A 13,159-nucleotide genomic window follows, 5' to 3' on the forward strand; every position below is an offset into this window, starting at 1 on the left:
TTGCCTGAAGTTGATGTGTTGTTATGGGTTGGCGGAGTATACGAGTCTGCCTGCCCGCTGTGAACGCAGGCTCTTACATCTCAGGAGCGTTGGCTTGAAAGAATTGCTTATTGTTTATCACACTCAGTCTGGCAGCTCCCAGCGGCTGGCCGAGGCTGCCTATGCCGGGGCGGTGGCTGAGAAAGAAATCAATGTCCGCTTGCTGCGTGCGATGGAGGCGGGCTCTTCCGACTTGCAGGCGTGTGATGGCGTGCTGTTTGTGACGCCGGAAAATTTCGGCTATCTCTCCGGCGGTATGAAGGACTTTTTCGATCGCACCTACTACCCCTGCGAACCCGGCAGCCTGGCGCGACCCTATATGCTTATCGTCAGTTGCGGGAATGATGGGAGCGGCGCTGTCAGGCAGCTCGAACGTATCGTTAAAGGCTATCCCCTGAAAGCTGTGGCTGAGCCCTTGATCGTGCGAGGTGAGCCGCAGGCAGAGAATCTGGAGGATGCCAGCGAGCTGGGATTGAGCTTTGCCGCGGGTTTGGGGATGGGGATTTTCTGATCAGTCTGCCATTCCGACCGTTAATGCTTGAACTCGCTTCAAAAAAAACGCATTATTCCGATGTTTTCGGCGTCCACATGGGCGGTTACAGTGGTTCTGGTTGCCAATAGATTGCAGCCGATAATAATAAGGATTCAGCATGCGGAAACTGCGCCGTTTTACGCCAACCTGTTCTTTGGCGATCGCGCCAATCAAGTCAAAATTCCTTGTTTTTATGGGCGCTCTGGCGCCGATTGTGACGGCTAATGCGGCGGCCGTGCTCGAGGAAGTGGTGGTTACCGCCCAGCTTCGCGTGCAGAGTCTGCAGGACGTGCCTGTGTCTGTCAGCGCCATCAGTGGTGACAAAATGATGGAGGCGGGGCTGTCTCGCATTGAAGACCTTCAGGCCTACGTCCCGAATTTCACCATGTCGGAATCCGGTATTGGCACCGATATCTATATTCGCGGTATTGGCTCAGGTGAAAACCAAGGCTTCGAGCAGTCGGTGGGCATGTATGTCGATGGCATTTCCTACGGTCGGGCACAGCTGGCTCGCGCGCCGTTTCTGGATCTATCCCGAGTCGAAGTGCTGCGGGGCCCGCAGAATATCCTGTTGGGTAAGAACAGTATCGCCGGGGCGATCAATATTTCGACGGCCAAGCCCACTCAGGAATTTGAAGGCTATGTTCAGGCTACCTGGGAAGGTCAGGTAGGCGAGCGGATCTTTGATGGCGTTCTGTCCGGACCGATTTCCGATACGCTGGCATACCGATTTGCCACCCGTATCCGCGATTACGATGGTCATATTGAAAATCTGGTGCAGGGTCGGGATGAGCCAAACCGCGAAGAGCGCACCTATCGCTTCAAATTGCTGTGGGATGCCAGTGACGATGTGGTCGCCTCGTTAAAACTGGAGCACGGCAGTTTTGATGTGATAGGGCGTCATTCTGAAATTATCTTTGATTCGCCTTCGGTATCTGACGTGCCGTTTTTTGCCGGCCGCACATACGCTGAAATACTGGATGAGACCCAGTTTCCCACGGCCGCAGCGCCGGTTGTTGTCGATATTGACTCCCACCCCGGTGTGCTCAACAACGAAGCCGATTACAAACGCCACTCCAATGGTGACAGCAGCGATAACAGCACCCAGAACCTAACGGTTAATGTCGACTGGTATCGCGATGGGCATCAATACTCCTTTATCACCGGCTACATGGCCTATGACTATGAAGAGGACTGTGACTGCGACTTCACCGGCGGTGAGCTGTTCCAGCTTGACCTGGTTGAAGACTACAAACAGTTCAGTCAGGAGTTTCGCTGGATCTCTCCCGTCGGAGAGTCTTGGGAGTTTATTGCCGGGGCCTATCTGCACTACAGCGAGCTGTATTTCTACGACTCTATTCGTGTTGATTCCGACATCATTCCCGATCTGGTCAATGCCGCCGACGCAACCGAAGGCGGCGCACGCGGCGATTTTGACCCGGGCCAGGTGGGTGGGCCGGAAGAAGTGGCTGGTATCGGTGACGCCGGGAACGCCATTCGCAACTTCCGCTCACCGCGCGACTTTAACAGTGATTCCACCATGGCGTCTGCGTTTATGCAGGCAACCTGGAACGTCATTGATCATGTGCGTTTGACCTTTGGTGGCCGCCTTACCTGGGAGAAGAAAGAGGGCAGTAGAAAGCTGGAATTTGCCTTCCCGGACTTCAGTATCCGTCCCATTGGCGAGTCTGATACCGCTGCCGCGGTCAGTTTTGCGGCCGAGCGTCACGATCTGGAAGGCAAGCGGGTGGAATCCCAGTTTGCGCCATTGTTGAACGTTCAATGGGATTTTTCAGAAGACGCCATGGCCTACTTCACGGCCAGCCGTGGTTTTAAATCCGGCGGTTTTGATGCGCGCTCCAACGCCTCGCCGAGCGCCGAGCCCACGCCGCGTAACCCGAACGCTGCGGTGCCCAATCAGGTGGTACTGATCGGTACTTTCGAATATGAAGAGGAAGAGGCGACCAGTTATGAACTGGGCGTTAAATCGACTTTGTTCGGAGGTGTTGCAGAATTAAATGCGGCCTTGTTCCGAACCGAATTCGACGACCTGCAGGTGAGTGTTTTCGACGGCACGCTGGGCTTCAATGTGGGCAACGCCGCGAGTGCGATTTCTCAAGGCCTCGAACTGGACGGGCGGGTTGGTCTGACGGAAAACCTGATGCTGATGGCCGGTCTGGCTTTCCTGGATTTTGAATTTGTCGATCACCTTGCCGGTACCTGTATACAGGGGCAGACGCCCAACAGCCCCAATGGCATAAACTGTGATTACAGCGGCAAAACCAATCAATATGTGGCGGATTATTCGGGCAACCTGCTGCTGGCCTATGAGCGCCCCATTCTGGACAGTCTGATGTTGCGGGCCAATGTCGACGCTATCTTTACCGATGATTATCATCCATCGCCTAATTTGGATGATCGCATCAAACAGGATGGCTATGTGGTGTACAACGCGCGTTTGTCGCTGGCGGATATTGCCGGTGACTGGGAAGTTGCCTTGCTGGGCAAGAACCTGACGGACGAGCTGATCATTGTCTATGGGGTGGATGCGCCAACGGCTTATACCATTACCGAGGCTGCGACCCATCACGGTTTTGTCAATCCGCCGCGCACGGTTGCGCTGCAGTTGAGCTATCGCTGGTAAAGGGTCGCGAACCCTATTATTGTTTCACACTGTCAACGAACTCCAGACAATAACCAAAAGCTACGGAGAGACGGCATGAAAAAATGGCTTTGGGCGGCGCTGCTGATGCCGGTGGCTGCGGCTGCCCTTGCACAGGAGCGGCGCGCAGTGCTGGAGGAAGTGATTGTCACGGCCCAGCTGCGTGAACAGTCCCTGCAGGACGTGCCCGTGTCGGTTAGCGCGATTTCCGGGGAAAAACTCCTGTCGGCGGGCCTGAACAAGATTGAAGATCTGCAGGCTTATATTCCCAACCTGACCATGACCGAAAATGGTATTGGCACCTCCATTTATATTCGCGGCATCGGTTCGGGCATCAATCAGGGCTTTGAACAATCCGTCGGTATGTATGTCGACGGCATTTACTACGGTCGCGCTCAATTGGCACGAGCACCGTTTTTGGATCTGGAACGGGTCGAGGTACTGCGCGGCCCGCAGAATATTCTTTACGGCAAAAATAGCATTGCCGGCGCCATCAGTATTGTCACTTCGCGGCCGAGTGAAGAGTTTGAGGGTGCGGTTTCGGCCACCTACGAGCCCCGCTTTGAGGAAGAAGTTCTCGACCTGATTTTGTCAGGCCCCATCAGTGATACCCTCGGTTACCGTTTTTCGGCGCGCTTGCGCAATTACGGTGGCTTTATGGAGAACCTGACCCTTGACCGCGATGAGCCCGCCTTCGACGAAGCGACTTATCGCCTCAAATTACGCTGGGATGCGAGCGACGCAGTCACGGTCAGTGTAAAAGGTGAGCTGGGCAGTTTTGATGTGACCGGCCGCCAGGCCGAAATTATTAATGATTCACCGTCGGTGAGCACGAACCCTTTATTTGCCGGTCGCACCCATGGACAGATCCTGAACGAAACCCGTGATCCCACTGGTCTGGTGCTAGATATCGATTCGGATTCTTCGGTACTTAATAATTTTCAGGATTTTAAACGCTCGTCTAATGGCGATTTCAGTTTGAATAACACGGAAAACCTCACTATTAACGCCGACTGGATTCGAGGTGACCACACCTTTACCTCGATAACCGGTTACATGGCCTATGACTATGATGATCTGTGTGATTGCGATTTTACCGGTGCTGAAGGTTTCAAAGTGTCGCTGGTGGAAGACTATCAGCAGATAAGTCAGGAACTGCGTTGGATTTCACCGGCGGGTGAAAACTTTGAATTTATCGGTGGGTTTTATTATCAAAAAAGCGAGTTGGAGTTTTTCGACAGCATTATCGTTGACTCCGATCTGATTGTGCAGTTGCTGAATGCGGCCGATGCCACTGAAGGCGGCGCCCGTGGTGATAACGATCCCAACCCCTTGGGCGGTTCGCCGGAGGAAATCGCCGGCATAGGTGACGCCGGTAATGCTATTGCCAATCTGACGTCGCCGCGGACCTTTACCAGCGACTCAGAGCTGTACTCTGTATTTCTGCAATCGACCTGGAATGCAACGGATACCATCCGCGTGACCCTGGGCGGGCGCTATTCGATGGAGAGTAAGGAAGGCTCCCGTCACTTTGAGTTTGGCGATCTGAATTACAACGTGCGACCCTTCAGTGAAACCGATACTGTCGCTGCAGTAAGTTTCGCCGCTGAGAGGCATAATCTGAAAGGCAGCCGAGACGAGTCCCAGTTTTCCCCCCTGCTGAACCTGCAGTGGGATGCGACAGACGACATGATGATCTATACCACGCTGAGTCGGGGCTATAAGTCCGGCGGGTTTGACGCGCGTTCCAATGCGTCGCCTTCGGCAGAGCCGGTGCCGCTGCCTCCGGGTGCGGCTCCTAACCCGGCCAGACCGGAAGGGCGGCCGGTGCTGATCGGTACGTTCGAATATGAGGAAGAGGAGGCCACCAGCCTGGAAATCGGTTTCAAGTCGACGCTGCTGGACGGCGCAGCTGAACTGAATGCGGCATTGTTTCGTACTGAGTTTGATAATCTGCAGGTGAGTATTTTTGACGGCACACTCGGTTTTAATGTGGGCAACGCCGCCAGTGCGACCACGCAGGGGCTTGAGCTGGACGGTCGTATCCAGCTTAGCGAATACCTGATGCTGGCGGGTGCTTTGGCATTTCTCGATTTTGAATTTGATGATTTTCAGAATGGGCAGTGTCTGGCAGGGCAGGAACCTACGGCGCCCGACGGAATTAACTGTGATTACACCGGCAAGACCAATCAGTACGTGGCTGACTTTGCGGGTAATCTGGTGCTGACCTATATTCGGCCTATCAGCCCGGAAGTGGGTATCGGGCTATCTCTGGATGCGATCTTTACGGATGATTACAACCCGGCCCAAAACCTTGACCCTGCGGTGCAGCAGGATGGTTACGTCAAATTTAATGGCAGGGCAGGGATTGCGGCGCTTGATCGCACCTGGGAGCTTGCTTTGGTAGGCAAGAACCTGACTGACGAGGTTATCGTGATGTATGCCAGCGACACGCCGACGGCTTTCACCATATTTGGCAATAAAGGGCATTATGGCTTTCTGGAAGCCCCTCGCAGTGTCGCGCTGCAGTTCTCCTACCGCTGGTAGTAAAAAATGAGACTTAGTACGTAATAACACCTATTTGTGAGCGCAATACTCCACATAAATATTGCATATTGGCTTTATGTGCATGAAAACTGTAAAAAATTGACTAAACTGAGCGCATGCTTTAATAAACACGAGTACGCTCCTTTAAGTTCGACATAAGAACCATCGAATTACAAAGTAACACTCAATAAAACTGCTCATATCGAGTGAGTCTGGGAGGAAGCAATGAAAAATAAGTCGAGATTTCGGCACGGCGCCGCGCTGTTGCCGCTGGTCGCGGGTATTGCCGCTGGCAGCGCACAGGCGGCGGTAGTGCTGGAAGAGGTAATCGTCACGGCCACCCTGCGCGCTGAAAGCCTGCAGGATGTTCCGGTGTCGGTCAATGCCGTTTCCGGTGAGAAAATGATGGAGGCCGGCATCGACAAGATCGAAGATCTGCAGGCCTATGTTCCTAACCTGACCATGTCGGAAACCGGTATCGGTACCAATATCTATGTGCGTGGTATCGGCTCCGGTATCAACCAGGGCTTCGAGCAGTCAGTGGGTATGTATTTTGACGGTATCAGCTATGGTCGTGCCCAGCTGTCCCGTGCGCCGTTTCTTGATCTGGCCCGTGTAGAGGTGCTGCGTGGTCCGCAGAACATCCTGTTCGGTAAGAACTCGGTGGCTGGTGCCCTGAGTCTGCATTCTCAACGTCCGGGTATGGAATTCGAGGGTATGGTCTCTGGCCTCTATGAGCCCACTCACGGCGAGCGCACGATTGATGTTGTCCTGTCTGGTCCTCTTACCGATCGGCTGGGTGCGCGTCTGGCGATTCGTAAGCGTGATATGGATGGCTATATCGAAAACCTGACTTTGGATCAGGACGAGCCGGAACGCGATGAAGGTACTGCGCGTTTGATCCTCGACTGGGCGGCAACCGATGACCTGCAGGCCATGTTCAAGTTTGAGGTGGGCAAGTTTGACGTTACCGGTCGTCAGATAGAAATCATTAACGACCAGAACTCTACCAGCCCAGTATTCGGTAACACTGCAACAGGTGCTGATGTTAACGGCGACGGTCAGCGTAACTACAGTGAAATTCTGTTTAATACCAACGTGCCGCCCTTTGTATCGATTAACTCTGATGCGTCAGTGCTTAACAACGAGCTGGATTACAAACGCTCTTCAAACGGTGACTTCAGTAACAACGACACCCAGAACTTCACCATGAACCTCGATTATGCCTGGGGCGAGCATACGCTGACGTCTATCACTGGCATTATGTCCTACGAGTATGAAGAACTGTGTGACTGCGACTTTACCGGTTCCGAGCTGTTCAAGGTCGAGTTCGAGGAAGAGTACAAGCAGTACAGTCAGGAATTCCGTATCTCCTCACCGGTGGGTGGGTTCATCGAATATATCGGGGGCTTGTATCTTCACAAGAGCGAACTGGAATTCTACGATTCCATTCTGGTGACCAGTAACGTTCTGCCCGATTTGATCAACTTGGCTGACTTTGCGGCAGGCGGTACTCGCGGGCGGCCGCAGGATGGCCCTGGCGATGCCGGTGATGAAATTCGCGATCTTGGAACTCCCCGTGACTTTGAAACGGATACCGAGCTTTGGTCAACCTTCCTTCAGCTAACCTTTAACCTCAGTGATACTTTGCGCCTGAATGTGGGTGGCCGTTATTCCAGCGAAACCAAAGATGGCGCTCGTAAACTGGACTTCGAAAATAACCGGACCGGTGAGCGTATTCCTGAGGGTGAAGTTGATAGTACCGTTGCCATCAACTTTTCCGCAGAGCGCCATGACCTGGAAGGCAGCCGTGACGAGAGTAATTTCTCACCTTCTGTGAACCTGCAGTGGGATTTTTCTGACTGGGGCATGAGCTACTTTACTTGGAGTAAAGGCTTCAAGTCGGGTGGCTTTGACGCACGGTCGAACGCCTCTCCGGCAGCCAATGCGCCGGATCCTCAGAATCCGGTGGATGATACAATCCTGATCGGTAGCTTTGAGTTTGAAGAGGAAAAGTCGACCAGCTATGAAATCGGTGCGAAGACCACGTTGCTGGATGGCGCTGCCGAACTGAATGTCGCCATGTTCTTCACCGAGTTCGATGATCTGCAGATCAGTATCTTCGACGGTACGCTGGGCTTTAACGTGGGTAACGCCGGTGCGGCGGAAACCATGGGTCTGGAACTGGACGGCCGTCTGGCGATCACCGAGAAGCTGATGATGACCGGTGCGCTGGCCTTCCTGGACTTCGAATTCACCGACTTCAAAAACGGTCAGTGTAACCACGTACAGGTTCGCAACGGCGAAGATCCCGATGGCGATGGCCTGTGTGATTTCACCGGTGAGACAAACCAGTACGTTGCAGATTTCTCGGGTAACATCGGACTGGTTTATACCACGCCGATTGCCGACACTCTTGAGTTCCGCGGTGGTCTGGACATCGTCTTCACCGACGACTACAACCCCACCCAGAACCTTGACCCGACTCAGGAGCAGGATGGTTACGCGATGATCAATGGTCGTCTGGCGCTGTCTGATTTCGAAGACGGTTGGGAGATTGCTCTGGTAGGTAAAAACCTGACCGATGAGGAAGTTGTTAACTACGCCAACGACACCCCGCTGGCTAACAGCATCTTTGGTGCGGTCAACCACTACGGTTTTATCGCCCGTCCACGCAGCATTGGCCTGCAGGCGGTTTACCGCTGGTACTAAGTTCTCCGCTACACTATAACGCCGCTTAACGCGGCGTTTTTTTTGCCTGTTGAAAAGGTAGTTGTGTGAAAACCGTAGACGAAATTGTATTCAGCGCGGTGCTGGATTGGCTGGATGCTGGCGAAACCTGTTGGCTGTGCACCATTGTGAAGACTATGGGTGCCTCGCCGCGGCCGTTGGGTTCGCTGATGGGGGTGTCGCAGCAAGGTGAATTGATTGGCTCACTCTCCGGCGGCTGTATAGAGGATGACCTGCTGGAACGGGTGAGAGCCGGTGAGTTGGCGCCTGATAAAGTGGTTGTGCACCCCTATGGGGTCACGGCTGAAGAAAACGAACGCCTTGGGTTGCCCTGCGGTGGGCGGCTAGAGGTGCTTATCGAGCCGCTTTCCCCGGGGCATCGCGAAGCTATCGCTGAAATAGTCGACGCACTGCAAAACAGGCGCTGTATTCGCAGGCAGGTGAATCTTGCGAGCGGAGCCTGGCAGCTATCTCCGCTGCCACGAATCGAGTCGCTGCACCTTGACGACAAGATGCTGTTGCAGGACTTTGGCCCGCGTCTGCACCTGCTCCTGGTGGGCGCCAATGAGCTGGCGCGCTGTATTTCCGAGCTGGCAACGGCCATGGATTATGCGGTGACAGTGTGTGACCCGAGAAGGGATCGCATCGATCAGTTTCCGGTGTCGGCTGTCGATACGGTCTGTGCCATGCCTGACGATGTGGTGCGGGAGCGGGCCAGTGATTCTCACAGTCTGGTGATAACCCTGACCCACGACCCGCGAATTGACGACATGGCCCTGATGGAGGCTCTGCAATCTGAGGCCTGCTACGTCGGCGCGCTGGGTTCTGAGCGGACTTCCGCCAAACGTCGGGAGCGTCTGCTTCTGTTGGATCTTTCAGAGGCTGAGATCGGGCGCCTGCACGCGCCGGTTGGTTTGCCCATTGGCAGCAAGTCGGCCATGGAAATTGCGGTGGCAATTATGGCCGAGCTGGTTCAGCTCAAGGCTCAGCGGAAAATATGAGTCGGCCCGTCGGCGTGTTGTTGCTCGCCTCCGGTGCCAGTCGCCGGTTTGGCTCGGACAAGCGTCTCGCGCAGCTGCCTTCCGGTCTGACCTTGCTTGAGCACATGCTGGCGATAATAGACAGCGCCGGCTTGCCCTGTCGCGTGACTGTGCGGCACGGAGACTCACTGGGTATTCCGCATAAGCTCGAGCTGATGCGTGCGAATGAAGGCATGGGCAGCAGTATTGCCGGGGCGGTGGCTTTGCTCAGCGATGATTTTGATGCGCTGATGATACTGCCGGTAGACCTGCCCGCGTTGCGCAGTGACACGCTAACGCGGCTGGCGCGCGGCGTCGGGAAGGACACCTTGCGCCGCCCTGTATTCGACGGCAATCCAGGTCACCCGGTGGTGTTTGGAAAAGCCTACTACGGCGACTTGGGGGCGCTGGCGGGTGAGGGGGGCGCCCAGTCCGTGCTCGATACGCACTTACAGAGCCTTGAGCAGATAGTGGTCGATGATTGCGGTGTCTGTTGTGATATCGACACGCCCGACGCGCTCAGGGAGTTGATCGCTCAGGGTGTTCTTTAAGAACCTTGATGAACGCCTCTGCCGCGTTTGAGAGGCTGCGGTTGCGGTGGTGAACGCAGCCTAGGGTGCGGCTCAATTGGTGCCCTTTCAGAGTTAGTGCCTCTACGCTGTCATCTATCAGGGTGGCGGGCAGAATACTCCAGCCAAGCCCGATTGAGACCATGACCTTGATGGTTTCCATGTAGTTGGTCGACATGGCGATATCCATTTTCAGGCCCGCTTCGTCAAACAGGCGTTTGATAATCTGGCCGGTATAGGTATTCAGGCCCGGCGGTATGGCGGTGTGCTGCTGCAGTTCACGCAGGGTGACTGCTTTGCGGCTGGCCAGTGGGTGGTCCAAGGCGGTGGCGACGGTCAGCGGGTCTTCCCAGACAGCAAAAGATTCCAGGTTGGGTTCCTGTTCCGGTGACAGGGTGATAACCGCCAGATCCAGCTCACCGTGGAGAATCATGTCGTGAGCCTGTTCGGAATCCATAAAGTCGATATCCAGCCGCACCTCCGGGTAGGTTCGGGTGAAGTAGCGCAGCACCGGCGGCAGGCGGTGCAGCCCGATATGGTGAGAAATACCCATGGACAGCTTGCCACCGACGCTGCCGTCCAGGTCGCGGACGCTGCGCTCGGCATTGGCCATCGCCAGCAAAATGGCCCGGGCCTGTGGCAGTAATGCCTCGCCGGCTTCGGTGAGGCTTACTTTGCGACCGATGCGGTCAAACAGTCGATGTTCAAGCTGTTGCTCCAGATTACTCAAGCGTTTGCTGATCGCCGGCTGGGTGAGGTGCATCAGCTCGGCAGCTTCAGTAAAGGACTGGCATTCGGCAACGGTAAGAAATGCGCGCAGAGTCTGAGTGTCCATAGCGGGGCTTGCTCTTTTTGGATGAAAATATGTTATCAGAAATATGAAAAATATGAATTTGTTTTATTGTTAATCCCTGCGTAGACTGGTCAGCGTTGAATAATCAGCCCTTTGGCAAGCCAGTTAGCGGAGCAGACCATGGCCGGAAAAACCCTTTACGACAAACTCTGGGACGATCATCTCGTCGCTATTACCGATGACGGCGACGCCTTGCTGTATATCGATCGCCATCTGGTGCATGAAGTGACCTCGCCACAGGCTTTTGAAGGGCTGCGTCTGGCCAGTCGCAAGCCCTGGCGGATTGACGCCAACCTGGCGACGCCGGATCACAATGTGCCGTCCTCTGTGGAAGAGCGGGTAGCCGGTGTCGATGGCATTGTTGACCCGGTCTCCAAGTTGCAGGTGGTTACGCTGGATGACAATTGCGAAGAGTTCGGCATTGAAGAATTCAAGATCAATGATGCGCGCCAGGGCATTGTGCATGTGGTCGGCCCGGAGCAGGGCGCCACACTGCCAGGCATGACCGTGGTCTGTGGTGACTCCCACACCGCAACCCATGGCGCCCTCGGTGCTATTGCCCACGGTATTGGCACCTCGGAAGTGGAGCATGTGCTGGCCACCCAGTGTCTGCGCCAGCGCAAAATGAAAAACATGCTGGTCAAGGTCGACGGTGAACTGCGCCCGGGTGTTACCGCAAAAGACATCGTGCTGGCGGTGATCGGCAAAATTGGCACCGCCGGCGGTAATGGCTGTGCGATTGAGTTCGGCGGCAGCACCATCCGCAATCTCTCGATGGAAGGTCGTATGACCATCTGCAATATGGCCATCGAAGCCGGTGCTCGCGTGGGCATGGTGGCGGTGGACGAAACTACCCTCAAGTACGTGGAAGGGCGCCCCTACGCGCCGACTGGTGAAAACTGGGACAAGGCGGTGGCCTACTGGAAGACACTGCGCAGCGATGATGACGCGGTGTTCGATAAAGTGGTTGAGTTGAATGCACAGGACATTCTGCCACAAGTGACCTGGGGCACCTCACCGGAGATGGTGGCCAGCATTGATGACACCGTACCCGGCCCTGATGATTTCGCCGAGCCGGTGCGCAAGGCCGCCTGTGAGCGGGCTCTGCAATACATGGGCTTGAAGGCCGGGCAGAGAATTCGCGATATCCAGCTGGATCGCGTCTTTATTGGTTCGTGCACTAACTCGCGCATTGAGGATCTGCGCGCCGCGGCCGATGTGGTCAAGGGCCGCAAGATTGCCAGTACCATAAAAGAGGCTTTGGTTGTTCCGGGCTCCGGCCTGGTCAAGCGTCAGGCGGAAGCCGAGGGGCTGGACAAGATCTTTATTGAGGCTGGTATGAAATGGCGCGAGCCGAGCTGTTCCATGTGTCTGGCCATGAACTCCGACAAGCTCGGCGCCGGCGAGCACTGCGCGTCCACCTCGAACCGCAACTTTGAGGGGCGCCAGGGTTTTGGCGGGCGCACCCACTTGGTCAGCCCGGCAATGGCTGCGGCCGCTGCGGTAGCAGGTCATTTTGTTGATGTGAATGAACTCGTGGGAGGAGCGCAATAATGAAGCCCTTTACGCAAATGAAAGGCCTGGTGGCGCCAATGGATCGCGCCAATGTCGATACCGACATGATCATTCCCAAGCAGTTTCTGAAATCCATCAAGCGCAGCGGCTTTGGTCCCAACCTGTTTGACGAGCTGCGTTACCTCGACGAGGGGCAGCCGGGGCAGGATTGCAGCAATCGCCCTTTAAATAAGGATTTCCCGCTGAATTTCCCCCGTTATCAGGGTGCATCGGTGCTGTTGGCGCGGGAGAATTTTGGCTGTGGTTCCAGTCGCGAGCACGCCCCCTGGGCACTGGAAGATTACGGTTTTCGCTGCATTATTGCGCCGAGCTATGCCGATATTTTCTTCAACAACTGTTTCAAGAACGGGGTACTGCCGATCGCACTGGATGCCGACATTGTCGATCGCCTGTTTCAGGAGATGTATGCCACCGAAGGCTATCAGCTGGAAATTGACCTCGAGGCGCAAACCATTACCACGCCGTCGGCTGAGGTAATTACCTTTGAGGTGGAGAGCGGTCGCAAGCATTGCCTGCTGAATGGTCTAGACGATATTGGTATTACCCTGCAGCAGGCCGATGCGATTCGCGCCTATGAAGAAAGACGCCGCAAGGAAGCGCCCTGGCTGTTTTCCCGTTCGGCCTGACGGTAAA

Annotated in this window: 9 protein-coding genes; 8 read left to right on the plus strand and 1 reads right to left on the minus strand. The window is 55.2% G+C overall.

Annotated elements, in window-relative coordinates; genetic code table 11:
• The first annotated feature begins 94 nt into the window (after positions 1–94).
• The 6 genes from ABY734_RS08880 (at position 95) to ABY734_RS08905 (ending at position 10,080) form a co-directional block, all read left to right on the plus strand.
• Positions 95–550, plus strand: a complete 456-nt coding sequence (locus ABY734_RS08880; RefSeq protein ID WP_372778632.1) for a flavodoxin family protein — start codon at positions 95–97, stop codon at positions 548–550.
• A 139-nt stretch (positions 551–689) separates the two neighbouring features.
• Positions 690–3,215: a TonB-dependent receptor gene (locus ABY734_RS08885; RefSeq protein WP_372778633.1), complete on the plus strand. Its 2,526-nt coding sequence runs from the start codon at positions 690–692 to the stop codon at positions 3,213–3,215.
• 75 nt (positions 3,216–3,290) lie between these two features.
• A complete protein-coding gene (locus ABY734_RS08890) occupies positions 3,291–5,780 on the plus strand; it encodes a TonB-dependent receptor (RefSeq protein WP_372778634.1) in 2,490 nt (829 codons plus the stop codon).
• Positions 5,781–6,005: 225 nt separating this feature from the next.
• The gene (locus ABY734_RS08895) at positions 6,006–8,492 is read left to right on the plus strand and encodes a TonB-dependent receptor (RefSeq protein WP_372778635.1); all 2,487 of its coding nucleotides are present in this window, start codon (positions 6,006–6,008) and stop codon (positions 8,490–8,492) included.
• A 65-nt stretch (positions 8,493–8,557) separates the two neighbouring features.
• On the plus strand, positions 8,558–9,511 hold the full coding sequence (locus ABY734_RS08900; protein ID WP_372778636.1) for an XdhC family protein: 954 nt from the start codon (positions 8,558–8,560) through the stop codon (positions 9,509–9,511).
• Positions 9,508–10,080 carry an NTP transferase domain-containing protein gene (locus ABY734_RS08905; RefSeq protein ID WP_372778637.1) on the plus strand — a complete coding sequence of 191 codons (573 nt, stop codon included), beginning with the start codon at positions 9,508–9,510 and terminating at the stop codon, positions 10,078–10,080. The genes ABY734_RS08900 and ABY734_RS08905 overlap by 4 nt, the downstream gene beginning before the upstream one ends.
• Here ABY734_RS08905 and ABY734_RS08910 read toward each other — a convergent pair.
• Positions 10,049–10,933 (minus strand): LysR family transcriptional regulator, encoded by an 885-nt coding sequence (locus ABY734_RS08910; protein WP_372778638.1) that lies wholly within the window; start codon positions 10,931–10,933, stop codon positions 10,049–10,051. The genes ABY734_RS08905 and ABY734_RS08910 overlap by 32 nt on opposite strands.
• 138 nt (positions 10,934–11,071) lie before the next feature.
• On the opposite strand from ABY734_RS08910, the gene leuC reads away from it, so the two are divergent.
• Both leuC and leuD read left to right on the plus strand, forming a co-directional pair.
• Entirely contained in the window at positions 11,072–12,505 is a 1,434-nt protein-coding gene (gene leuC / locus ABY734_RS08915) for a 3-isopropylmalate dehydratase large subunit (RefSeq protein ID WP_372778639.1), read from the plus strand.
• Positions 12,505–13,152 carry a 3-isopropylmalate dehydratase small subunit gene (gene leuD / locus ABY734_RS08920; protein ID WP_372778640.1) on the plus strand — a complete coding sequence of 216 codons (648 nt, stop codon included), beginning with the start codon at positions 12,505–12,507 and terminating at the stop codon, positions 13,150–13,152. The genes leuC and leuD overlap by 1 nt, the downstream gene beginning before the upstream one ends.
• Positions 13,153–13,159: the final 7 nt, after the last annotated feature.

Source organism: Litorivivens sp. (assembly GCF_041624475.1).
GTDB lineage: Bacteria > Pseudomonadota > Gammaproteobacteria > Pseudomonadales > Spongiibacteraceae > Litorivivens.